This window comes from Micromonospora carbonacea, from assembly GCF_014205165.1.
GTDB lineage: Bacteria > Actinomycetota > Actinomycetes > Mycobacteriales > Micromonosporaceae > Micromonospora > Micromonospora carbonacea.
The window spans coordinates 7,288,317-7,310,091 of sequence record NZ_JACHMZ010000001.1; the positions used below are offsets into that span (position 1 = coordinate 7,288,317).

A 21,775-nucleotide genomic window follows, 5' to 3' on the forward strand; every position below is an offset into this window, starting at 1 on the left:
GGCCAGAGACCGGTCCGATAATCGACAACGAGTGTCGCGCACGTTCGGTGTCTCCCGCTTCGGCCGTTCGCCGCCCGTGTCCTGCCCGCATGTTGAACTTGGCGTGTATGCCGGTCGGAGCGCCCGGGCCAGGCCCTAGGCTCGTCCGCATGACCGCCGAGCAGCTGATCTCCTTCGCCCGTGGCGCTCCCTCGCTGGACATCGTCGATGTCGAGGGGCTCAAGGCCGCCGCCGTCCGCGCCTTCGACGCCGACCCCGCCGGGGTCACGGCGTACGGCACCTCCGTCGGTTACCCGCCCCTGCGGAAGTGGATCGCCGAGAAGCACGGCGTCGAGGCGGACCAGGTGCTCGTCACCAACGGCTCGCTCCAGGCCGACGCGTTCCTCTTCGACCACCTGGTCCGGGCCGGCGACGCGGTCGTGGTGGAACGCCCCACCTACGACCGGACGCTGCTGAACCTCCAGCGGATGGGCGGCGAGGTCCACGGCGTGACCGTCCAGCCCGACGGCCTGGACACCGCCGAGCTGCGCAAGCTGCTGGAGTCCGGGGTACGCCCCAAGCTCGCCCACGTCATCCCGAACTACCAGAACCCGGCGGGCGTCACGCTGTCGCTGGACAAGCGGCGGGAGTTGCTCGACCTGGCCGCCGAGTACGGCTTCACCCTCTTCGAGGACGACCCGTACGCCGACATCCGGTTCCGGGGCGAGCCGCTGCCCTCGATGCTGTCGATGGACACCCGGGGCGTGGTGGTGCACGCCTCCAGCTTCACCAAGACGGTCTGCCCCGGCGTACGGGTCGGCTACCTGGTCGGGCCGGCGGACCTGATCGGCGACATCGCGAAGAAGGCCACCAGCCTCTACATCTCGCCGGGCATGGTCTCCGAGGCGATCGTGCACCAGTTCTGCGTCTCCGGCGACATCACCCGCTCGATCGAGAAGGTCAGCGCGGCCCTCGGCGAGCGGGCCCGGGTGCTCGCCGAGTCGCTGCGCCGGCACATCCCCGAGGCGCGCTTCGTCGAGCCGGACGGCGGCTACTTCCTCTGGGTCGAACTGCCCGAGGACGTGCTGGTCGACCGCCTCGCCCCGGCGGCGGCCGAGCGCGGCGTGGCGGTCGTCAAGGGCAGTGACTTCGTGGTCGACGGCGGGCAGCACGCGCTCCGGCTGGCCTTCTCGGCCGTCACCGCCGACCGGATCGACGAGGGCGTCCGCCGACTCGCGGAGGCGATGGCAGCCGTTCGGGGCTGACTTTCCTGTCAGTTTGGTCACAACACGGTGGTGCGGGCCGGGTGGGGTCTCCCCTCCGCCCGGTCCACGGCCCACAATGCTGCGAGCGCCGTTCACACCGGCCGGCCCGCCTGCCCCGACGTGGGCCGGGCGGCCCCGGCCGGCGGCGCGCGAGGCATCACCCCCGCCCCCAAGGGCGTCGGGTGGGCCGGGCCGCCCCTCACCCCCCTGATGCGACCCGGCCCACCCGGCGCCGCCCCGCCCCGGCGGGTGGCGGCGGCCGGCCCGTTCTCCGGCGGCAGCGTCGGCGGGCCGGCCTGCGGCGGGCGGTGCCGGCCGGCCCGGCTCCGACGGGCGTACCCTGCAACCCGCGGCGGCGTCGGCGGTCGCGGCAGCGCGGGGAGGGGGTCGCCATGTCGGACCGGACGGAGCGGAACGAGGCCACGTCGCCCACGGGTGCGCGGGCGATCAAACCCCGGGCCTGGGCCCCGGTGCGGGCGATGACCCGGATCCTCAACGCCGACGGCAGCCAGCGCGCGCCCGTGCCGCCCGGCGTCGGCTCCGGCCGCAGCGCGGTCATGGACTCCGCCCTCTACGTCGACGGCCGGCGGCAGCCCGGCGACCGGCACTACGCGGAGGCGCTGGCCGCCGCCCGCCGGGAGCGCGGCTTCGTCTGGATCGGCCTGCACGAGCCGGAGCTGGCCGAGATGACGGCGATCGCCGCCACGTTCGGCCTGCACGAGCTGGCCGTCGAGGACGCCGTCAAGGCCCAGCAGCGGCCCAAGCTGGAACGCTTCGGCGAGGTGAGCTTCCTGGTGCTGCGCACCGCCCGGTACTGCGAGCACGACGAGCTGACCGAGAACTCGGAGGTCGTCGAGACCGGTCAGGTGATGCTCTTCATCGGCCCGAACTTCGTGATCAGCGTCCGGCACGGCGACGCCTGCCGGCTCGCCCCGGTCCGCGCCGACCTGGAGGCCAAGCACGACCTGCTGGCGCACGGCCCCTGGGCCGTCGCGTACGCGGTCACCGACCGGGTGGTCGACCTCTACCTGGAGGTGGCCGACCAGCTGGAGGACGACCTGGACGTCCTGGAGGCCGACGTGTTCGACCGGCAGAGCAGCGGCCGGATCCAGCGGATCTACCAGATGAAGCGGGAGCTGGTCGAGTTCAAGCGGGCCGTCGTCCCGTTGCAGCGTCCGCTGATGACCCTCACCGCGCAGGTCAGCCGGGAGATCCCGCAGGAGGTGCGGCGCTACTTCCGGGACGTGCAGGACCACCTCAGCCGCACGGTCGAGCAGGTCAACTCCTACGACGACCTGCTCAACTCGATCCTCCAGGCGCGGCTGGCCCAGGTCACGGTCGACCAGAACAACGACATGCGCAAGATCGCGGCGTGGGCCGCCATCGCGGCGGTCTGGACCGCGATCGCCGGCATCTACGGCATGAACTTCGAGAACATGCCGGAGCTCAAGATGACGTACGGCTATCCGGTCGTGCTCGCCCTGATGCTGGCCATCTCGCTCGCGCTCTACCGCTGGTTCCGCCGCAACGGCTGGCTCTGACGGCTCCGCCGTCGCGGCTGGCTCTGACGGCGCTGCCGTCGCGGCTGGCTCTGACGGCGCTGCCGTCGCGGCTGGCTTGACGGCTCCGCCGTAGCTGGCCGGTCGTGCCGGCAGCGCCTGCGGCGCGGGACGACGGGGGTCGTCGCCGCGCCGCGGGCGGTGGCACGTGGGTCAGCGGCGGCCGCCGGAGCCGGCCGCCTTCTCCTTGTCGAGACCCTTGTCGAGGGCCTTGTCGAGGTTGTCGGCCGGGCGGCCGGAGACGTCCCGGGCGCCCTCGGCGACCGAGGGGACCCGGTCGGTCGGGTGGATCACCGGCTGGGCGCCGGGCCGGGGGGCCGAGGCACCGGCCGAGGGGGTCTCCACGACCAGGGTGTCCACCTCGTCGCGGGCCGGCTCCAGGGTGCGGGTCGGGTCGTACTCGGACCATTCCTGCTGCTCGCGACGGCGACGCAGCGCCATGGCGCCGGCCAGGCCGGCGACCGTGCCGGCGGCCAGCAGGCCGACCATCGTGCCCCGCGAGCGCTTCTGCTTCCGCTTCGCCTTCATGCTCTTCGCCTTGACCTTCCTGCTCACCGCGGCCTGCCGCGCGGCGGCGGCCTTCTTCCCCGCGACGGCCTTCCCGGCCGCCTCGGCCTGTGCGTTACGGACGGCCAGGGCGAGCGGCGCGAGGGCCGCGGCCGTCGACGCGAGACCGCTGGACGCCCGGTCCCGCACCACGAGGGCGGTCGGCGCGACGGCTCCCCGGGCCGCCTGGACCCGCGGGCCGACCGTGGCACCGGCACCCTTGGCGGCGTACGTCGCGGCCTGTCGCAGGTGGCCGATGCCCTGGTTCAGCTCGGCCCTCGCCAGCTGCCCCTGGGTCTTGCGCCGCACGATTCCAAACACGGTCCCACCTCCTGGGAGTTGTTCCTTCGTCATCCTCCACCTTCGGATGCCTCCGCACTGCCAGAACGGGCACATGGGAGGATCCGCATGGAACTGACCAACGACTGAGGAGTACCCGTGGCCGAGGCTGTCTACGCCACCTTGCACACCAACGCCGGTCCGATCCGGCTGGAGCTGTTTCCCAACCACGCGCCGAAGACGGTCCGCAACTTCGTCGACCTGGCCGAGGGCAACAAGGAGTACACCGACCCACGGACGGGTCAGCCGGGCAACGGGCCGTACTACGACGGCACGATCTCGCACCGGGTGATCAGCGGCTTCATGATCCAGATGGGTGACCCGACCGGCACCGGTCGCGGCGGCCCGGGCTACAAGTTCGGTGACGAGTTCCACCCCGAGCTGCGCTTCGACCGGCCGTACCTGCTGGCCATGGCGAACGCCGGGCCGGGCACCAACGGCTCGCAGTTCTTCATCACCGTCGGCCCGACCCCGCACCTGAACAACCGGCACACCATCTTCGGTCAGGTGGCCGACGAGGCGTCGGCGAAGGTCGTCGACTCGATCGCCAACACCCCCACGGGCCCGAGCGACCGCCCGCTCCAGGACGTCGTCATCGAGCGCGTCGAGATCGAGCGCACCCCGGCCTGACCGGCCGCGCGAGGTACCTTTGCTCGCATGACCGAGCGCCCCGCCGCACCGGGAGGCAGCAGCCGTGAGTGAGTCCCCGCCGACCACCCCGGTCTGCTACCGGCACCCCGGCCGGGAGACGTACGTCCGCTGCACCCGCTGCGACCGGCCGATCTGCCCCGACTGCATGCGGGACGCCTCGGTCGGGCACCAGTGCCCGGAGTGCGTGGACGAGGGACGCCGCAGTGTGCGGCCGGCGCGCACCGCCTTCGGTGGCGGTGCCGTCGGCCGCCTCGGCTACGTCACCAAGGCGCTCATCGCGCTCAACGTGCTGCTCATGCTCCTGTCCATCGCCTCCGACCGGGGCGGGGACGCGCTGGCCGGCGGCTCCGGCTTCGGCGGCCTGATGGGCGGCAGCACCCCGCTCACCGACTGGGGTTCGGTGCTCGGCCAGGCCCTCTTCCCCGACGGCAGCGTGCACGGCATCGCCCAGGGCGAGTGGTACCGCCTGGTCACCGCGATGTTCCTGCACTACGGCATCGTGCACCTGCTGCTGAACATGTGGGCGCTGTGGGTGCTCGGGCGGTCCCTGGAGGCCAACCTCGGCCCGCTGCGCTTCCTCGCCCTCTATCTGGTCGCCGGCCTCGGCGGGAACGTGGCGGCCTACCTGTTCAGCGCCGAGAACGCCACCACGGCCGGCGCGTCGACGGCGATCTTCGGCCTCTTCGCCGCGCTGATCGTGATCGAACGCCGGATGGGGCGGGACATCTCCTCGGTGCTGCCGGTCCTGGTGATCAACCTGGTCTTCACCCTGACCGTGCCGGGCATCTCCATCCCGGGCCACCTCGGCGGCCTGGTGACCGGCGGGGCCATGGCGCTGGTGCTGGCGTACGCGCCCCGGTCCCGGCGGACGCTGTTCCAGGTCGCCGGCGCGGCCGTCCTGCTGGTGGCGCTGCTCGCCCTGGCGGTCGTGCGCACCCTGACGCTGACCGGCTAGCCCGCACCGAGCTGGCCCGCACCGGGCGACCGGGCGTGGGCGGCGCGCAGGGCGTCGGCCACCTCGCCGGGCGGGGCGTCCAGGTCGTAGCGGCCGAACAGGTGCAGCGACTCGCCCGCGTCGATCTCCAGAACCTCGGCGGACAGGCCCAGCCGGGGCCGCCGGTCCACGGTGATCGTCTCGACGGCGGCCCAGTCGAGGTGCCGCCGGCCCGCGAAGCCCCGGACCACGGTGATCCCCGCCGGGTCGACCGCGAGCCGCACCGGGGCCAGCAGGTCCCGCAGCGCCCAGCCGGCCAGCCCGGCGGCCACCACCCCGGCGAGCACGAGCCGCACCCGGTCGCCGTCGGCGAACACCAGCCCGAGCCCGACCAGCGCCGCCGCGCCGACCAGCTTCAGCGCCGGCAGCGCGGGCGGCACCCGCCACTGCCGGGCCGACGGTGCTGCGGGGGTCGGTGCCGGCTCCATCCCACCAGGATGCCAGCCGGGCCCACCGTGACAGGGTTCCGCCTGCGACCGGGGCCCGCCCGCGACCGGCCCGGCCGTCGCGGGGGGACGACCGGGCGGCGGAGGACGTACTATCGGGGCAGCCAGGTTACCGGGGAGTAAACATGAGTGACGCGGTCATCGTCGGTGCGGTGCGCACCCCGGTCGGGCGGCGCGCGGGCAGCCTCGCCGCCGTGCACCCGGTCGACCTCTCGGCGCACGTGCTGCGCGCCCTCGCCGAGCGCACCGGGATCGACCCCGGGCAGGTCGACGACGTGATCTGGGGCTGCGTGTCCCAGGTCGGCGAGCAGTCGTGGAACGTCGCCCGCAACGCCGTCCTCGCCGCCGGCTGGCCCGAGTCGGTGCCCGGCACCACCCTGGACCGGCAGTGCGGCTCCAGCCAGCAGGCCCTGCACTTCGCCGCCGCCACCGTCCTGTCCGGGCAGGCCGACCTGGTCGTCGCGGGCGGCGTCGAGTCGATGACCCGGGTGCCGATGGGCTCCAGCGTCGGCGGCGGCATGCCGTTCAGCGCCCAGGTCCGCGACCGCTACCGGGGCGTCGAGGGCTTCGCCGACGACGAGCCGCTGCCGTTCAACCAGGGCGTCGGCGCGGAGCTGATGGCCGCCCGCTGGCACTTCTCCCGGGCCCAGCTCGACGAGTTCGCCCTCGCCAGCCACGTCAAGGCCGCCGCCGCCCAGGACGCCGGGGCGTTCGACCCGGAGCTGGCCCCGGTGGCGCTGGCCGACGGCGGCAAGTTCGCCGCCGACGAGGGCATCCGGCAGGACACCTCGCTGGCGAAGCTGGGCGGGCTGAAGACCCCCTTCCGTGCCGACGGCGTCGTCACCGCCGGGTCCGCGTCCCAGATCTCCGACGGCGCCGCCGCGCTCGCCGTCACCACCTCCGAGTGGGCCAGCCGGCACGGCCTGCGCCCGCTGGCCCGGGTGCACACCGCCGTGGTCGCCGCCGACGACCCGGTCGCCATGCTCACCGCGCCGATCCCGGCCACCGCGAAGGCCCTGCGCCGCGCGGGGCTGGGCATCGAGGAGATCGGGGTGTACGAGGTGAACGAGGCGTTCGCCCCGGTGCCGCTGGCCTGGCTCGCCGAGACGGAGGCGGACCCGGAGCGGCTGAACCCGCGCGGCGGCGCGATCGCCCTGGGGCACCCGCTCGGCGCGTCCGGGGCCCGGATCATGACCACGATGCTCCAGCACATGCGCGACAACGGCATCCGCTACGGCCTCCAGACCATGTGCGAGGGCGGCGGCATGGCCAACGCCACCATCGTCGAGCTGCTCTGAGCCGGCGGGCGGGGAAAACCCCTCGCCGGCGGGCACGCCGCTGCCTACCCTGCCCACCGTGACCAACGCACCGTCCGCCGACGCACGGACCCCGTCCGCCGACGCACCGCCGCCGCCCACCGACTGGGCCGACCCGCGCTGGCAGGCCCGCGCCCACGGCTGGGTCGCCGGGCAGCTCGACCGGTCCGGCCGCCGGATCACCGGGCCGGTGGAACCCCGGGTCCGGCCCTGGTCGCTGGTGTGGCGGGTGCCCACCGACGCCGGCCCGTACTGGTTCAAGGCCAACAACGCCGGCACCCGCTTCGAGGCCGGGCTGCTCGGCGCGCTGGCCCGGATCGCCCCCGGCCAGGTGCCCGACCCGGTGGCGGTCGACGCCGACCGGGGCTGGTCGCTGCTGCCCGACGGCGGCGAGACCCTGCGCGACGCGCTCGCCCGGCGCCGCGACCCGGCCGTCTGGGAACGCGTCCTGCCCCGGTACGCGGCGCTCCAGCGCGCCGCCGCGCCCCGGGCCGGCGAGCTGCTGGCCCTCGGGGTGCCGGACCACCGCCCCGGGGCGCTGCCCGCCCTCCTCGCCGGGCTGCTCGACGACTCCGACGCCCTGCTCGTCGGCGCGGCGGGCGGCCTCACCACCGAGACGTCGGCGCGGCTGCGGGCGTTCCTGCCCGAGTACGCCGAGCGCTGCCGCCGGCTCGCCGCGTTCGGGGTGCCCGACAGCGTGCAGCACGACGACCTGCACGACGGCAACGTCTTCGCCGCCGACCACCGCTTCTTCGACTGGGGGGACGCCTCCGTCGCCCACCCGTTCGGGACGCTGCTGGTGACGCTGAACTCGGTGGCGCACTCCTTCGAGCTGCCCGACGGCGACCCGGTGCTGGTGCGGCTGCGCGACGCGTACCTCGAACCGTGGACCGACCGGCACGACCGGGCCGACCTGCGGGAGGCGGCCGGCCTCGCGGTCACGGTGACCAAGGTCAGCCGGGCGCTGTCCTGGCGGCGCGCGCTGAGCACGCCGGACCCGACCCGCGCCGAGTACGCCGAGGCGGTCCCCGGCTGGCTCGCCGAGCTGTTCGAACCCGACCGCCTCTGACCCCGCCGCCGATGGATTGTAAGAAGGGGACCCTTCTCTACCGTATGCGTTAACAAGGGGCCCCTCCTTGCGCGTGGAAGTTCCGTAGATTGGCGGTTGCCCATATCAGGCGCGGGGCGGGCTCGTTGGGCACGTCATGGACGTCTTCTCCCGCACGTTCCTTCCGGCCGCCGCCGAGACCGGGCTGGCCGTGCAGGCCGTCAGCCGGCACGTGCCGGTCTTCCGCCGCTGCGTCGGCGCCGGCGACGCCAGCGTCCTGGTCGCCCGGTGCGGCCGACCCGACCGGGCGGCCGGCGAATACCTGCTGCTGCTCACCCACCGCCGGCTCGTGGTCACCCGGCAGACCCGGGTGCTGCACCGGCTCCGCCTGCATCTCAACGCCGAGCTGGGCGAGCTGAGCGACGTCACCTGGAGCGCCGACCCGCGTCAGCCGGCGGTCGAGCTGGCCGCCACGGCCATCGACGGCGTGCGGGAACGGTTCGTCATCCGCGTCCAGCACCCGAGGCAGGTGTGGCAGCTCGACGCGCTGCTGCACCACGCGTTCAGCACCCGGCTACGCAGCTCGCGGGAGCGGGTGGTGGCCGCCATCGGCGACGCGCCGACCGCCGCCCGGGGCGCCGCGTTCCGGCCCGTCGTGGTGCACTGATCGGTTCCTTACCTGATCCGAACATGTCCTGACGCGCCCCGTCGGGCGGTGGTCGGCAATCATGGTCCGGTGACCGTCGACGCACCGCAGCGCGGGCTGGTCCTCGTCGTCGAGGACGAGCCGGCGATCGCCGAGCTGGTCCGGCTCTACCTGACGCGGGACGGCTTCGGCGTACACCTGGAACGCGACGGCGCGGCGGGGCTCTCCGCCGCCCGCCGGCTGCGCCCGGTCGCCTGTGTCCTGGACATCGCCCTGCCCGGGCTCGCCGGCACCGAGATCTGCCGGCGGCTGCGCGAGGCCGGCGACTGGACGCCGGTGCTCTTCCTCACCGCGCGCGACGACGAGGTGGACCGGATCATCGGCCTGGAGCTGGGCGCGGACGACTACGTGACGAAGCCGTTCAGCCCGCGCGAGCTGGTGGCCCGGGTGCGGGCGGTGCTGCGCCGCACGGCGGGCGTGCCGGAGGGCGTCGAGCGGCCCCGGACGGTCGGCCCGGTCACCCTCGACCCGACCCGCCGCACGGTGACCGTGTCCGGCGCGCCGGTGCAGCTCACCTCCACCGAGTTCGACCTGCTCGCGCACCTGATGGCCCGCCCCGGCCGGGTCTTCACCCGCGAGGAGCTGCTGGCCGGAGTCTGGGGCTACGCGGCCCACTCCGGCACCCGCACCGTCGACGTGCACGTGGCGCAGGTCCGGGCCAAGCTGGGCGGGGCGGCCGGGGTGATCCGCACCCACCGGGGCGTCGGGTACGCCGCCGATGGCTGACCGACCGGCGACGCCGGGGGAGTCCGTGCCGGCCCAGCCCACCGTCGCGCTGCCGGTGATCGGCCCGCGCCCGGCCGGCCCGCGCCGGCGTCGCCCCGGGCGTACCCTCACGGCCCGCGCGGTGTTCGTCACCTGCGCGGTCGCCCTCGTCTCGGTGCTGGTCACCGCGCTCGTCGCCGTCCCGCTGGCGGTGCGCGGTCAGGAGCGACGCGACCAGGAGGCGCTCGCGGCGCAGGCGAGGCTCGCCGCCGACGTGCTGCGGGTGCGGGCCCCGAGGCAGCGGGACGCGGCGGGCGAACGGTTGATCCGCCAACTCCAGGACCAGGACATCGACGTGTACGTGATCCGCGCTGGCGCGGTCGACCACGCCGGCCTGCCCCGGCAGGTCGTCAACCGGGTCGCCGCCGGCAACGGTGTCTCCGGCCGGCGGTTGGTCTCCGGCGAGCGCGCCCTGGTCGAGGGGCGACCGCTGGCCGGCGGGGACGGCGTGGTGCTGACCCGGCCCGCCACCCCCGGCCTGTGGGGGCGGGTCGTCCGGGGCCTCTGGCTGCCGCTGCTCGCCGGCCTGGCCGCCGGCCTGGCGGCCGGGATGCTGCTGGCCCGCCGGCTGGCCCGGCCGATCCGCGTCGCCGCGACCGCCGCCGCCCGGCTCAGCGCCGGTGACCGGGCCGTCCGGGTGCCGGTCGAGCCGCCCGACGAGGTCGCCGAGCTGGCCCTGGCCCTGAACGGGCTCGCCGCCGCGCTGGCCACCAGCGAGGACCGGCAGCGGGAGTTCCTGCTCTCCGTCTCCCACGAGCTGCGCACCCCGCTCACCGCCATCCGCGGCTACGCCGAGGCGCTGGCCGACGGGGTGATCGACGCGGACGACACGCCGCGCACCGGGCGCACCATGCTGGCCGAGGCCGAGCACCTGGACCGGCTGGTCCGTGACCTGCTCGCGTTGGCCCGGCTGGAGGCCGCCGACTTCCCCCTCGAACCGGTGCCGGTCGACCTGGCCCGGCTGGCCGCCGACGCGGAACACACCTGGGCCGACCGCTGCGCCGCCGTGGGGGTGACGTTCCGCCTGGAGATCCCCGACGGCGTGGTGCCCGCGTACACCGACCCGGGGCGCATCCGGCAGGTGGTCGACGGGCTGCTGGAGAACGCGCTGCGGGTCGTGCCCCCGGGCGCGCCGGTGGTGCTCGCGGCCCGGCCCGCCGGGGCCGACCCGGCGGCCGGCGGGATCCTGGAGGTGCGCGACGGCGGCCCCGGCTTCACCGACGATGACCTCGCGGTGGCGTTCGACCGGGGCGCGCTGCACGCGCGCTACCGGGGGGTGCGCAAGGTCGGCAGCGGCCTCGGGCTGGCGCTCGCCGCCGGGCTGGTCCGCCGGCTCGGCGGCGAGATCGCCGCCGGTCACGCCGCCGAGGGCGGGGCGGCGTTCACCGTGCGGCTGCCGGCCGGCCCTTACCTGACCCGAACACCGCGCTGACGCCCCCTGAGCACCGGGGCGGGACGCTGGGGCCCTCACTGACGAGAGGGAGACCCATGGCACGTCACGGATTCGCGGTCGCCGCCACCTCGCTGCTCGCGGCGGTCGCCCTGGGCGTCACCGGCTGCGGGCCGGCGCAGGTGGCGCAGGACGCCTCCGGGGAGGTCGCGGTCGACGTGTCCGCCGCGCTGGGCGCGGAGGGGCAGGCGCTCGCCGCGCTGGGCTTCGACCCGGGCGACCTCGACCTGATGGCCGCCCCGGCCCCGGCCGGCGCGGACCCGACCCAGTCGGGTTCGCCCGCGCCGGCCAGCGGCGAGCCCGGCGCGAAGGAGCGGCGGGGCGAGCGGGCGCAGGAGTGGCGCAAGCGCCGGCAGGCGCGGGTGCTGCTGCGGAAGAAGAACACCCTGCACGGCGAGGTCGTGGTGGGCACGAAGGACGGCGGCACGAGGACCGTCGCCGTGCAGCGCGGCGAGGTCACCGCGATCGACGGCGACTCGATGACCGTGAAGTCCACCGACGGGTTCACGATGACGTGGACCTTCGGCGACGACCTGCGGGTGGTCGAGCGGCGCAAGACGATCCAGCCCGAGGCGGTGCGGGTCGGCGCGACGGTCGGCGTGGCCGGCGCGAAGGACGGCGACGCCGCCAAGGCCCGGCTCGTCCTGCTCAAGTGAGCAAGCAGGGGCCCCCTGTTAACGCATTCTGTTGCACAGGGGGCCCCTGCTAACAACCCGCCGCGTCAGCCGGGCGGCGGCAGGGCGTACCCGACGTAGCCCCGCCAGAGCAGCGTCCAGCCGGCGGGCACCAGGTCGGCGCAGACCTTCCGGGTGCCGGTGCAGACGATCGCGTCCGTCGAGCCCGGGTCGGCCGGCGGCCGGTCCGGCAGCACCGACTGGAGCGCCACCAGCTCGGGCGGCCGGCCGTCGGCGTCGCGCAGCAGGAGCCACCACGGGTACTCCCAGTTGTCGTTCTGCTGCACCAGCCCGATCCGCCGCGCGCCGCTGGCTTGGACCGCGTCGGCCGCCGCCCGGAACTCGTCGGCCCACTGTGGCCGGCGCAGGAAGCGGGTGTCCCACTCCGAGGTGGTGAAGACCGAGCCGGCACCGACCAGCCGGCGCGGGAAGCCGTACGACAGGGCGAGCACGCCGGCCAGCGCGGACCCGGCCAGCATCGCGACCGCCAGCCCGGCCGCCACCGACCGTCGGCGGCCCGGGGCGGAGGAGCCGCTCGCGGAGTCCGACTCCGACGCCAGCCGGCGACGGAAGAGGGAGTCCAGCCAGAGCCCGGCGAGCGGGGCCGCCAGGACCAGGGCGTACAGCAGCAGCCGGTTCCCCCACGGCTGCCACTTGATCATCGCGGTGTGCAGCGCGACGGCCGTCACCACCACGATCGCGTACCCGCGCAGGGCGCCGGCCGCCGTCGGGCTGACCCGGGCCGGCCGGGCCAGCGCCAGCGCCGCGCCGACCAGCGCCAGCGCGCCGGCCAACGGGAACGCCACCCGGTCCTCGTCGGGATACCAGGCCGGCACCGGGAAGGTCTCCCGGCCGAAGGTGATGGCCCGGTCCTGCGGGTCCACCCCGATCGCCCGCGCCCCGGCCACGATCGCCTCGGCGGTGCCCGCCCGCACCGGCGCGAGCGGCGTGTCCAGCGCGGTGTGCCCGATCCGCAGGGCGTTGACCAGGACCGACGGCGGGTCGTGCCGCTCCATCGGGATGGACTCGCGCAGCCGCGGCGGCCCCAGCGGGTGCCCGAACTCCGCCTGCACGCGGGCCAGGAACGGGCCGACCACCAGCAGGGCCACCAGCACCACCAGCACCGACCCGGCCACGGTCCGGGCCGTGCCGCCCGCGCGGGACCCCGGCGGCCCGGGCGGCTCCGGCGCGCCGCCGCCCGCCCCCGGCCGGGTGACGCCGGCCGTCGCGGCCGGGGCCACCGGGTCGGCCCCGCCGGTCGGCAGACCGACGCGGCCCGCGCCGACCAGGGCCGGCCGGGCCGGTCCGTCGACCCTGGCCCCGACCCGCCGGTCGCGGTCCGCGACCCGCCCGGTCCCGCCGACGTACGCCAGCCGGAGCTGCCCGATCCCCCAGAGCAGCAGCAGCGGGCCGACGCCGATCAGGCCGCTGGTCTTCGTCACCGCGGTCAGCCCCGTCGCCGCGCCGAGCAGCAGCAGCGTGCCGAACCCCGCCCGGCGGCGCAGCCCGTCCAGGGCGAGGGTCGCCACGCAGGCCACCCAGGCGGCGCAGACCAGGTCGGTCTGGGTGCTGGTCGCCTGGAGCGCCACCATGGGCGTGGTGCCCAGCACGAACGCGGTGAGGAGCTGGGCCCGCCGGCCCCCGCCGAGCTGCGCCGCGATCCGGGCGACCGCCAGCAGGCAACCCACCCCGGCGGCCCACTGGACCAGGTTGTACAACGCGTCGCCGCCGGTGAACAGGCGCAGGTGCAGCAGCAGGTACTCCGCGCCGGGCGGGATCGTCACCTGCCGGTGGATGGCGGTGGGCCAGAACTCCAGGCTGCCCTGGGCCACCCAGTGCTCCACCTTCGGCAGGTGGTACGTCTGCGAGTCGAAGTTGTTCGGCTCGGCGAGCAGCGCGACCAGCAGCTCCACCAGGACGAGCCCGCCGACCGTGCCGGCGAGCAGGCGCTCGCCCCGCCCGGCCGTACGCCACCGGTCGGCCAGCCGGGCGCGGACGGTGACCGGGCCCGGTGCGCCGCCCGGCCCGGCGGCCCGGCGGCGTCGCCAGGTCGCCGCCGCCACGGCGACGGCGACGAAGGCCAGCCACGCGACCGCGAACGCGGGCAGGGTCAACAGGCGCAGCGCGCCGAGCAGCTCCACGGTCAGCACCGCGAACGCGCCGGTGACCACCGCGGCCCGGACCACGGCGAGGCGCAGCGGGGCGACGGTGTCCGGCCGGGCGGGGCGCAGCGCCACGACGAGGGACGGGACGGCGACGAGCGGGGCCGCCACGAGCAGGGAGCCGGCTGCCGACATGGCGCGAAGTAAACACCATCCGGCTGAATGCGCCGCGTCCGACGCCCGGCCGTGCTGAACCCCGCCGCGCTGAGCTGCCAAGCTAGGCTAGGCCCGACGTGCCGTCGCAACCGTGGAGATTCCCGTGAAGCTCTCGATCCTCATGCCGGTCTACAACGAGGAAGAACGCATCGCGGATGCCCTCAAGCAGGCCCTGGCGGTCGACTACCCGTGCGAGATCGAGCTGGTCGTGGTCGACGACGGCAGCCGCGACGGCACCGGTGAGATCCTCGGCCGCGCCGACGACGCGCGACTGCGGGTGATCACCCACCAGCGCAACGCCGGCAAGGGCGCGGCAATCAAGACAGCGGTCGACAACGCCGAGGGTGAATACATGGTCATCCTCGACGCCGACCTGGAGTACGACCCGCAGGACATCCCCAGGCTGCTCGACCCGGTGCTCGACGGTCGCGCCACGGTGGTCTACGGCAACCGCACCTTCGGCAGCCACAGCGCCTACAGCTTCTGGTACGTGATGGGCAACAAGGGCGTCACCATGGCGGCCAACGTGCTGTTCAACTCGTACATCGGCGACCTGGAGACCTGCTTCAAGCTGATGCCGGTGGAGCTCTACCGTTCCCTCGACATCCGCTCGCGGGGCTTCGGCATGGAGGCGGAGGTGACCGGCAAGCTGCTGCGCCGGCGCATCCGCCCGTACGAGGTGCCGATCAGCTACCGCGCGCGCGGCCGCGAGGAGGGCAAGAAGATCACCTGGAAGGACGGCGTCGAGGCGATCTGGATCCTCGGCCGGGAGCGCACCCGCCGCCGTCCCCTGGCCGCCTCGCAGCACTGATTCCGACGCCCCCGCCGCGGTGGCGGTCATGCGGGCCGTGCCGTTAGCCTGAACAAGTTGAAGTCCACTTCAATTCAAGGCGACGTGATGCAGGAATCCCTGACCATCGGCCAGCTCGCCGCGCGCAGCGGGGTCGCACCCTCGGCGCTGCGCTACTACGAGCGCCTCGGCCTCATCCGGGCCGACCGCACCGGCGGCAACCAGCGCCGCTACGCCCGCACCGAACTGCGCCGGGTCGCGTTCATCCGCGTTTCCCAGCAGGTCGGCATCTCGCTGGAGGAGATCCGCGAGGCGCTGGACTCCCTGCCCGCCTCCCGCACGCCCACGGCGGCCGACTGGGCCGAACTCTCCACCGCCTGGCGGGCCCGGCTCAGCGAGAAGATCCGCCTGATGAGCAAGCTCCGCGACGATCTCGACGGCTGCATCGGCTGCGGCTGCCTGTCGTTGCAGCGCTGCGTCCTCTACAACCCCGACGACAAGCTGTCCGGCGAGGGCCCCGGCGCCCGCCTCATGCTTCCCCGCCCCGAGCCCGCCGCCGGCCCCGCGCCCGCGACCTCCGCCTGCGGCGACTGCGCCCCCGCACCCGCCTAGACGGTCAGCAGCACCTTCCCCACGTGGGCGTTGGACTCGACCAGACGATGCGCGTCGGCGGCCTGGGCCATCGGCAGCCGCCGGTCGACGACCGGGCGGACCCTGCCGGCGGCGACCAACGGCCACACCTGCTCGCGTACGCCCGCCACGATCTCCGCCTTCTCCGCCAGCGGCCGGGAGCGCAGCGCGGTGGCCGCCACCGATGCCCGCTTGGCCAGCAGCGCGCCCAGGTCCAGCTCCGCCTTCCGGCCGCCCTGCATCCCGATTACCACCAGCCGGCCGCCGGTGGCCAGCGCCGCCACGTTCCGGTCCAGGTAGGACGCGCCCATGATGTCGAGGATCACGTCCGCGCCCCGACCGTCGGTGACCCGGCGGACCTCCTCGACGAAGTCCTGCTCCCGGTAGTCGACCGCGTGTGCCGCGCCCAGCCCCAGCAGCCGCTCGTGCTTCGCCGACCGGGCGGTCACCACCACCGTGGCCCCCAGCGCCGCGCCGAGCTGCACGGCGAACGTGCCGATCCCGCTGCCCCCGCCGTGCACCAGCAGCGTCTCGCCCCGCGCCAGCCCGGCAAGCCGCACGACGTTCGACCACACCGTGCACGCCACCTCGGGCAGCGCCGCCGCGTCGACCAGGTCGACGCCGTCCGGCGCCGGCAGCAACTGCCCGGCGGGCACGGCCACCCGCTCGGCGTACCCGCCGCCGGCCAGCAGCGCGCAGACCTCCCGGCCGACCTCCCACCCGGCCACGTCGGGGCCGATCGCGCTGATCACCCCCGAGCACTCCAACCCGGGGTACGCGGGCGCGCCCGCCGGGGGCGGATAGTGCCCCTGCCGTTGCAGCAGGTCAGCCCGGTTGACGGCGCTGGCCCGCACGTCGACGACCACCTCGCCGGGACCGGGCTCGGGGTCGGGCACCTCCGCCCAGACGAGTGCGTCGGGTCCACCGGGCTCCGGGATCGTGATCGCGCGCATACCCCAGTCATACCCGATCCGGCGCGCGCGCCACGTCCGGGCTGTCCCGGTCCGTCGCCGTCCGGTGCCGGTGGGACGGTGAGTCACAGGTTGGCCGGCTTCTGGCAGACTAGGCAGCGGTCGCGCCCCGCGGGGCGCGGGCCGGGAGGGTTCGCCTAGTGGCCGATGGCGCTGGTCTTGAAAACCGGTAAGGCAGCGATGTCTTCGTGGGTTCGAATCCCACACCCTCCGCTTCCTGGCAGCGAAAACACCCACGAAGTGGTGCCGCGGCAAGGGTGGTAGACCGCCATATCGCGGTATGGTGATCGTATGGCTGCTAGGAAGATCACCGTCACCCTCCCCGAAGAGTTGGTCGAAGCGCTCGGCGCGGCCGCTAGTGAGGATGGGGTGCCGCTGTCGAGGCTCGTCGCCAGCGCAGCGGAGAGCGAACTCCGGCGGCGGGTGGGTCGACGGTTGGTCGCGGAGTGGCAAGCCGAGCACGGAGCGTTCACGGTGGAGGAACTCGCCGCAGCGCGCGCCGAGATGGCCGCCGCCGACGCACAGGCGCTCGGTGCCGCAGGGCAAGCTGCCGCGTGAGCATTCCCTACGTCTACGACGCCGGGGTGCTGCTCGCGATCGACGGCAACGACCGGCGGATGTGGGTTATCCACCACCTGGCCGTGGAGGAGGGGCGACGCCTGCTCATCCCGTCCGTCGTGGTGGGCCAGGCGTGGCGCGATGCCCGTCGGCAGGTCCAGCTCGGTCGGTTCCTGCACAGTTGCGAGGTCGTTCCGGTCGGGGTCGAGCTGGCGAAGGCGGCCGGTGTCCTGTGCGGCAAGGCGGGCACGCGTGACGTGGTCGACGCCTGCGTGGTCAATGTTGCCCTGGCCTGCGGCGGCATCGTGTTCACCAGCGACCCCGAGGACATCGCGCAACTGTCGGCCGCCGCAGACGTCAAGCCCGGATTGGTCATCCGCCGCCTCTGACGGTGGATGCAGACACCGTCGCGTCAAGGGCTTTGCAGGTAACGCGACGGGCAGGGATCGAAAGCGTGCCGGTGGTCGATAGGCGGGACGTCGCGGGGTAAGAAGGGGCGCAGGAAATCACGCCCACCGGAAGGACCATCCCCGATGTCCCTGGAACGACCGATCGCCCCGGACCCGTACGAGCTGCTGCCCACCGTCGCGTCGTTCGCCCTGACCAGCGACGACGTGCACAACGGCGAGCCGATGGACGCCCGGTACGCCCACGGCAGCGTCGGCGGCGAGAACGTCTCGCCCCAGCTGGCCTGGTCGGGCTTCCCCGCCGAGACGAAGAGTTTCGTGGTCACCTGCTTCGACCCGGACGCGCCGACCGGCAGCGGCTTTTGGCACTGGGTGCTGGTCGACGTGCCCGCCTCGGTGACCGAGCTGCCCCGGGGCGTCAAGGAGGCCGACCTGGGCGGCGCGTTCAGCGTCCGCAACGACTACGGCGACACCGGGTTCGGCGGCGCCGCCCCGCCCGCGGGTGACCGCCCGCACCGGTACGTCTTCGCCGTGCACGCCGTCGACGTCGAGCGTCTCGACGTGGGTACGGGGGCGAGCTGCGCGTACGTGGGCTTCAACCTGGCCTTCCACACCCTGGCTCGGGCGGTGATCCGCCCGACGTACCAGGTCAAGGCCTGACCCTGACCCACCCGCTTCCGCGATCTTGCACTTGGGGCCCACCGTTCACGGCCTTTGCCCGTTCTGTCGGGGCCCTAAGTGCAAGATCGCGCAGGAGGGGGGCCGGGTCAGGCGGGGACCCGGGCGACGGCGAAGACGGACTGGCCGAACGGGGGGCGGACCAGCTGCTCGGCGGCCTTGGTCGCCGGGAGGACCAGGGTGTCGTAGACCTTGACCATGGGGCCCTCCTTCGGCATCAGCCGGAAGACCTTGGTCGCCATGAAGTAGCCGATCAGGCCGAGCGCGTTCGCGTAGTGGATCTTCTCCACGGTCAGGCCGGCGTCGGTCATCGCGGCGGCCAGGGTCTTCTTCGTGTACCGCCGGACGTGGCCGGTGGCGATGTCCGCCGGGCTCATCGCGAACTCGAACGCCGGCACGATGATGATCACGTTGCCGCCGGGCCGGACCAGGTCGCGCATGCTGCGCAGCGCGCCCACGTGGTCCTCGATGTGCTCCAGCACGTTGTACGAGACGGCGGCGCTGTAGTCCCCGCGCTCGGAGTGCGGCAGCAGCATCTGCCGCACCTCGATGGTCGGCTGCTCGGCGAGTCGCTCCTTCAGGGCGACCAGCCGGTCCGGGTCGGCCTCGGTGGCCGTGAACCGGGGAAGGCGCGCCGACCACTCCAGGGCGTAGTCGCCCAGGCCGCTGCCGATCTCGATAGGGTTGTCACCGAGGTGCGGGACGGCCAGTTCGACGAACCACCTGCGGTGGTTGACCGCCGTCGCGAGCCCTTCGAGGACTTCGGACTGGACTCGCTGATCCCCAGTGATATCTGCCATGCGTCGATTCCTCACGGTGTGACTCGACCTGCCCCGGGACCGACAGAGTGAACCATCCGAAGCGGACGGCGGGGAAATCGGGGCACCGAAGTGGCCGAATTGCGGTCGGGGGTGGGCACGAGATCGGCGGTCGGCGAACCCGGCACATAGTACGCCAGTCCCCAGAAACATGTCACGTCAGTGCCAAACCCTGACTACTCTACGAATTGTCATGACTACTCATCAATCGGGCCGCCCGGATGGCGGGGCCGGGGGCGGCGCGGCCGGCTCCCCGGCCGGGGGCGCGCCCGACGAGGGGCAAGTCGGCGCCGCGGCGGCTGGTCGGGGGCGCTGGACGGATGTCGCCGCCGTGCTCAGCTTCGCGCTGATCGCCTTCTGGGTGACGCTGCGGTTCTGGCTCAACCCGGCGCACGGGGTGCGGGACAACCGGTCCGATCAGGCGCTCTTCGAATGGATGCTGGCGCACGGCGCGCGCGTGGTGACCGATTTCGCATATCCGTTCGGCTCGGATCGGATGAACGTGCCGGACGGCGTGAATCTCATGGCCAATACATCCGTATTGTCCATTTCATTGCCAATGACGCCGGTCACCGTCCTGTTCGGCCCGCGTACCGCATTCCTGGTCTTTCTCACCGGCGGCATGATCGCCACCGCGACCGCCTGGTATTTCGTGCTCTCCCGGGTGCTGATCGGGGCGCGCGGGCCGGCCTGGCTCGGTGCCGGCTTCTGCGCCTTCGCCCCCGCGATGGTGTCGCACGCCAACGCCCACCCCAACATCGTCAGCCAGTTCGTCGTGCCGCTCATCGTCTGGCGCACCCTGCGACTGGCGGACGGGGGCCGGTGGCTGCGCAACGGCGTACTGCTCGGCCTCGTGATCGTCTGGCAGGCGTTCATCAACCTGGAGATCCTGCTGATGACCGCGATCGGGCTCGGCGTCGTGGTCGTCGCGCTCGCCCTCGGCCGGGCCGGCGTGCGTCGGCAGGCCCGGCCGTTCCTCGCCGGCCTCGCGGTCGCCGCCGCGCTCTCCGCCGTCCTGCTGGCCTACCCGCTCTACGTGCAGTTCTTCGGCCCCGGCGCGTACGAGGGGTTGTCCCGGCTGATCCGTGGCTACCGCACCGACCTCGCCGCGTTCACCGCGTTCGCCCGCGAGTCGGTGGCGGGCGACCCGGAGGCCAACGTGAAGCTGGTGAAGAACCCCACCGAGGAGAACGGCTTCTTCGGCTGGCCGCTGGTCGTGCTGGTGGGCGCGATCGTGTGGTGGCTGCGGCGCAGCCCGGTGGTGCTCGGCCTCGCGGCGGTCGGCCTCCTCTTCGCCGTCCTCTCGCTCGGCCGCGAGATCCAGTTCGAGGGCCGGGCGACCGGCGTCCCCGGCCCCTGGGCCGCGCTGGAGGACCTGCCGATCCTGCACTCCGTGGTGCCGACCCGGTGGGCGCTGGCGACCGTGCCGATCGTCGGGGTGCTGCTCGCGCTCGGCGCGGACCGCGTCCGCCGGCTCGCCCGGGAGCATCCCGCCGCCCGGCCGCAGATCCGCTTCGCCACCGCCACCGTGCTGACCATGGCCCTGCTCCCCGCGTTCCCCACCCCGCTGCCCTCGGCCCGCCTCGACCCCGTGCCCCAGTTCGTCACCTCCGGCGCCTGGCGGCCGTACGTGGCCGGGGGCCGCAGCGTGGTGACCCTGCCGCTGCCCGACACCGACTACCCGGACCCGCTGCGCTGGTCGGCGGCGACCGGGCTGGACCTGCCGCTGGCGCGCGGCTACTTCCTCGGGCCGGACACCCGCCCCCGGGCGCCGGAGGGCCGGATCGCCCTGTTCACCGCCCCGCCCCGCCCCACCAGCAGCTTCTTCATCACCATCCGGCGCACCGGCCAGGTGCCCCCGGTCACCCCGCTGACCCGGGTGAGCGCCGTGGACGACCTGCGGTACTGGCGGGCGGGGGTGGTCGTGCTCGGCCCGCACGAGCACGCCGACGCCCTGCGCCGGGGCATGACCGAGCTGACCGGCATCCGTCCCACGTACACGGGCGGGGCCTGGGTGTGGGACGTCCGCCCGCTGACGAACTGAAGTCCGGCGGCGGCGCGGTTGTCCAGAGGGAAAGGCGGCGCGGAAGCCCGGCGGAGGGCGCGGGCGGGTCGCGGGGTCAGGCGGCGCGGAGGCAGCAGCCCTGGCAGACCTTCGGCCGGGGCAGCGTGAACGCGAGGCAGCAGGTGCGGCGCTGGACCGTCGGCTCGCCGGCCGGGCCGGGCACCAGCTCGACCAGGTCCGCCAGGTCGAGCGCGCCGAGCAGCGTCTCCACGTGCCGGGCCGCGGGCCCGGGCAGCGCGTCGGCCGCCCGCAGGACGCCGTGCGCGACGCCGGAGGCGACGGAGCCGAGCAGCGTACGGGCGCCGATGCGGACCTCGGCCTGGATGGCGGCGACCAGCGGGACGAGGTGGGCGTCGAGGAGCGAGGCGCGGAGCGCGGCCAGCAGCGCGGCCTCGTCGGCGACGACCCGGACCTCGGGGAGCCCCGCCAGGGCCAGCGGGTCGCCGGGGAGCACCGCGACGGTGGTCGACCGGCGCAGCCCGAGGGTGACCAGCGGGCGGTGGTCCTCGAAGTGGATCAACACGTCGGCCGGGTCGAGCAGCGGCACCCGGCGGGCCGCCGCCCAGCCGAGGACGGCCGGCAGGGCCGCCCAGTAGCTGTACGACTTCCAGGCCAGGGCGGCGCAGGCGTGCGGGGTGCCGCCCCAGCGCAGCGCGGCGGCGGCCAGCAGCTCGGGCAGCCGGCTGCCGTCGACGAGGGTGCTGGCCGGGGCCCAGCCGAACCGGTCGTCGGTCACGAGCAGTCCCGGGGCGAGGCCGGGCAGGTCGTCGGTGCCGAACATGGCGCGTAGGGTGGCGGTCAC

The 21,775-nt window shown here is 74.4% G+C and carries 22 protein-coding genes and 1 tRNA gene; 17 read left to right on the top strand and 6 right to left on the bottom strand.

The window, feature by feature from the left end; all coding sequences use genetic code 11:
* Positions 1–149: 149 nt before the first annotated feature.
* Positions 150–1,244, top strand: coding sequence for an aminotransferase-like domain-containing protein (locus tag HDA31_RS30740; protein WP_178066865.1), 1,095 nt, complete (start codon positions 150–152; stop codon positions 1,242–1,244).
* 392 nt (positions 1,245–1,636) lie between these two features.
* Complete coding sequence (gene corA / locus HDA31_RS30745) at positions 1,637–2,785, top strand: magnesium/cobalt transporter CorA (RefSeq protein ID WP_178066864.1); 1,149 nt, start codon at positions 1,637–1,639, stop codon at positions 2,783–2,785.
* 171 nt (positions 2,786–2,956) lie between these two features.
* On the opposite strand, the gene HDA31_RS30750 is transcribed toward corA, so the two are convergent.
* Complete coding sequence (locus HDA31_RS30750) at positions 2,957–3,703, bottom strand: hypothetical protein (protein ID WP_178066863.1); 747 nt, start codon at positions 3,701–3,703, stop codon at positions 2,957–2,959.
* Between the two features lie 84 nt (positions 3,704–3,787).
* Here HDA31_RS30750 and HDA31_RS30755 point away from each other — a divergent pair, with 84 nt between their 5' ends.
* On the top strand, positions 3,788–4,318 hold the full coding sequence (locus HDA31_RS30755) for a peptidylprolyl isomerase (protein WP_178066862.1): 531 nt from the start codon (positions 3,788–3,790) through the stop codon (positions 4,316–4,318).
* A gap of 64 nt (positions 4,319–4,382) precedes the next feature.
* A complete protein-coding gene (locus tag HDA31_RS30760) occupies positions 4,383–5,294 on the top strand; it encodes a rhomboid family intramembrane serine protease (protein ID WP_074479035.1) in 912 nt (303 codons plus the stop codon).
* Here the strand turns inward: HDA31_RS30760 and HDA31_RS30765 are convergent.
* On the bottom strand, positions 5,291–5,761 hold the full coding sequence (locus HDA31_RS30765; RefSeq protein WP_178066861.1) for a PH domain-containing protein: 471 nt from the start codon (positions 5,759–5,761) through the stop codon (positions 5,291–5,293). The two genes, HDA31_RS30760 and HDA31_RS30765, sit on opposite strands and share 4 nt — an antisense overlap.
* Positions 5,762–5,904: 143 nt before the next feature.
* Here HDA31_RS30765 and HDA31_RS30770 point away from each other — a divergent pair, with 143 nt between their 5' ends.
* The 6 genes from HDA31_RS30770 (at position 5,905) to HDA31_RS30795 (ending at position 11,720) form a co-directional block, all read left to right on the top strand.
* On the top strand, positions 5,905–7,077 hold the full coding sequence (locus HDA31_RS30770) for a thiolase family protein (protein WP_178066860.1): 1,173 nt from the start codon (positions 5,905–5,907) through the stop codon (positions 7,075–7,077).
* Between the two features lie 58 nt (positions 7,078–7,135).
* Positions 7,136–8,164 carry a phosphotransferase gene (locus HDA31_RS30775; protein WP_178066859.1) on the top strand — a complete coding sequence of 343 codons (1,029 nt, stop codon included), beginning with the start codon at positions 7,136–7,138 and terminating at the stop codon, positions 8,162–8,164.
* Positions 8,165–8,300: 136 nt separating this feature from the next.
* Positions 8,301–8,810 (top strand): hypothetical protein, encoded by a 510-nt coding sequence (locus tag HDA31_RS30780; protein ID WP_043960849.1) that lies wholly within the window; start codon positions 8,301–8,303, stop codon positions 8,808–8,810.
* 69 nt (positions 8,811–8,879) lie between these two features.
* Positions 8,880–9,575: a response regulator transcription factor gene (locus tag HDA31_RS30785; RefSeq protein WP_074479039.1), complete on the top strand. Its 696-nt coding sequence runs from the start codon at positions 8,880–8,882 to the stop codon at positions 9,573–9,575.
* Positions 9,568–11,046 (top strand): sensor histidine kinase, encoded by a 1,479-nt coding sequence (locus tag HDA31_RS30790; protein WP_178066858.1) that lies wholly within the window; start codon positions 9,568–9,570, stop codon positions 11,044–11,046. Before HDA31_RS30785 ends, HDA31_RS30790 begins: the two co-directional genes overlap by 8 nt.
* A 56-nt stretch (positions 11,047–11,102) precedes the next feature.
* Positions 11,103–11,720: a hypothetical protein gene (locus HDA31_RS30795; RefSeq protein WP_178066857.1), complete on the top strand. Its 618-nt coding sequence runs from the start codon at positions 11,103–11,105 to the stop codon at positions 11,718–11,720.
* 65 nt (positions 11,721–11,785) lie between these two features.
* Here the strand turns inward: HDA31_RS30795 and HDA31_RS30800 are convergent, their stop codons facing one another.
* A complete protein-coding gene (locus HDA31_RS30800; protein ID WP_178066856.1) occupies positions 11,786–14,035 on the bottom strand; it encodes a glycosyltransferase family protein in 2,250 nt (749 codons plus the stop codon).
* A gap of 124 nt (positions 14,036–14,159) precedes the next feature.
* On the opposite strand from HDA31_RS30800, the gene HDA31_RS30805 reads away from it, so the two are divergent.
* Together HDA31_RS30805 and soxR are read left to right on the top strand one after the other, a co-directional pair.
* The gene (locus HDA31_RS30805; protein WP_178066855.1) at positions 14,160–14,867 is read left to right on the top strand and encodes a glycosyltransferase family 2 protein; all 708 of its coding nucleotides are present in this window, start codon (positions 14,160–14,162) and stop codon (positions 14,865–14,867) included.
* A gap of 87 nt (positions 14,868–14,954) precedes the next feature.
* Positions 14,955–15,458 carry a redox-sensitive transcriptional activator SoxR gene (gene soxR, locus HDA31_RS30810; RefSeq protein WP_178066854.1) on the top strand — a complete coding sequence of 168 codons (504 nt, stop codon included), beginning with the start codon at positions 14,955–14,957 and terminating at the stop codon, positions 15,456–15,458.
* Here the strand turns inward: soxR and HDA31_RS30815 are convergent.
* On the bottom strand, positions 15,455–16,429 hold the full coding sequence (locus tag HDA31_RS30815) for an NAD(P)H-quinone oxidoreductase (RefSeq protein ID WP_178066853.1): 975 nt from the start codon (positions 16,427–16,429) through the stop codon (positions 15,455–15,457). The genes soxR and HDA31_RS30815 overlap by 4 nt on opposite strands.
* Positions 16,430–16,573: 144 nt before the next feature.
* Here HDA31_RS30815 and HDA31_RS30820 point away from each other — a divergent pair.
* From HDA31_RS30820 to HDA31_RS30835, 4 genes are all read left to right on the top strand, one after another.
* A tRNA-Ser gene (locus tag HDA31_RS30820) sits at positions 16,574–16,660 on the top strand.
* 78 nt (positions 16,661–16,738) lie between these two features.
* Entirely contained in the window at positions 16,739–17,005 is a 267-nt protein-coding gene (locus tag HDA31_RS30825; RefSeq protein WP_074479044.1) for a ribbon-helix-helix domain-containing protein, read from the top strand.
* Entirely contained in the window at positions 17,002–17,394 is a 393-nt protein-coding gene (locus HDA31_RS30830; protein ID WP_052503557.1) for a type II toxin-antitoxin system VapC family toxin, read from the top strand. Before HDA31_RS30825 ends, HDA31_RS30830 begins: the two co-directional genes overlap by 4 nt.
* A gap of 144 nt (positions 17,395–17,538) precedes the next feature.
* Positions 17,539–18,072, top strand: a complete 534-nt coding sequence (locus tag HDA31_RS30835) for a YbhB/YbcL family Raf kinase inhibitor-like protein (RefSeq protein ID WP_178066852.1) — start codon at positions 17,539–17,541, stop codon at positions 18,070–18,072.
* Between the two features lie 107 nt (positions 18,073–18,179).
* Here HDA31_RS30835 and HDA31_RS30840 read toward each other — a convergent pair whose 3' ends face one another.
* Positions 18,180–18,890: a class I SAM-dependent methyltransferase gene (locus HDA31_RS30840; protein WP_178066851.1), complete on the bottom strand. Its 711-nt coding sequence runs from the start codon at positions 18,888–18,890 to the stop codon at positions 18,180–18,182.
* Positions 18,891–19,101: 211 nt separating this feature from the next.
* Here HDA31_RS30840 and HDA31_RS30845 point away from each other — a divergent pair, with 211 nt between their 5' ends.
* On the top strand, positions 19,102–20,952 hold the full coding sequence (locus HDA31_RS30845) for a hypothetical protein (RefSeq protein ID WP_246384210.1): 1,851 nt from the start codon (positions 19,102–19,104) through the stop codon (positions 20,950–20,952).
* 76 nt (positions 20,953–21,028) lie between these two features.
* Here HDA31_RS30845 and HDA31_RS30850 read toward each other — a convergent pair whose 3' ends face one another.
* Positions 21,029–21,754 (bottom strand): IucA/IucC family C-terminal-domain containing protein, encoded by a 726-nt coding sequence (locus tag HDA31_RS30850; protein ID WP_376701480.1) that lies wholly within the window; start codon positions 21,752–21,754, stop codon positions 21,029–21,031.
* Positions 21,755–21,775 lie beyond the last annotated feature (21 nt).

Coding starts and splice junctions, on each gene's coding strand:
- HDA31_RS30840 (WP_178066851.1), bottom strand. CDS start 18,890: ATGGCAGATATCACTGGGGATCAGCGAGTCCAGTCCGAAGTCCTCGAA.
- HDA31_RS30845 (WP_246384210.1), top strand. CDS start 19,102: ATGACTACTCATCAATCGGGCCGCCCGGATGGCGGGGCCGGGGGCGGC.
- corA (WP_178066864.1), top strand. CDS start 1,637: ATGTCGGACCGGACGGAGCGGAACGAGGCCACGTCGCCCACGGGTGCG.
- HDA31_RS30825 (WP_074479044.1), top strand. CDS start 16,739: ATGGCTGCTAGGAAGATCACCGTCACCCTCCCCGAAGAGTTGGTCGAA.
- HDA31_RS30740 (WP_178066865.1), top strand. CDS start 150: ATGACCGCCGAGCAGCTGATCTCCTTCGCCCGTGGCGCTCCCTCGCTG.
- HDA31_RS30850 (WP_376701480.1), bottom strand. CDS start 21,754: ATGTTCGGCACCGACGACCTGCCCGGCCTCGCCCCGGGACTGCTCGTG.
- HDA31_RS30780 (WP_043960849.1), top strand. CDS start 8,301: ATGGACGTCTTCTCCCGCACGTTCCTTCCGGCCGCCGCCGAGACCGGG.
- HDA31_RS30790 (WP_178066858.1), top strand. CDS start 9,568: ATGGCTGACCGACCGGCGACGCCGGGGGAGTCCGTGCCGGCCCAGCCC.
- HDA31_RS30835 (WP_178066852.1), top strand. CDS start 17,539: ATGTCCCTGGAACGACCGATCGCCCCGGACCCGTACGAGCTGCTGCCC.
- soxR (WP_178066854.1), top strand. CDS start 14,955: ATGCAGGAATCCCTGACCATCGGCCAGCTCGCCGCGCGCAGCGGGGTC.
- HDA31_RS30815 (WP_178066853.1), bottom strand. CDS start 16,429: ATGCGCGCGATCACGATCCCGGAGCCCGGTGGACCCGACGCACTCGTC.
- HDA31_RS30750 (WP_178066863.1), bottom strand. CDS start 3,703: ATGACGAAGGAACAACTCCCAGGAGGTGGGACCGTGTTTGGAATCGTG.
- HDA31_RS30795 (WP_178066857.1), top strand. CDS start 11,103: ATGGCACGTCACGGATTCGCGGTCGCCGCCACCTCGCTGCTCGCGGCG.
- HDA31_RS30800 (WP_178066856.1), bottom strand. CDS start 14,035: ATGTCGGCAGCCGGCTCCCTGCTCGTGGCGGCCCCGCTCGTCGCCGTC.
- HDA31_RS30770 (WP_178066860.1), top strand. CDS start 5,905: ATGAGTGACGCGGTCATCGTCGGTGCGGTGCGCACCCCGGTCGGGCGG.
- HDA31_RS30765 (WP_178066861.1), bottom strand. CDS start 5,761: ATGGAGCCGGCACCGACCCCCGCAGCACCGTCGGCCCGGCAGTGGCGG.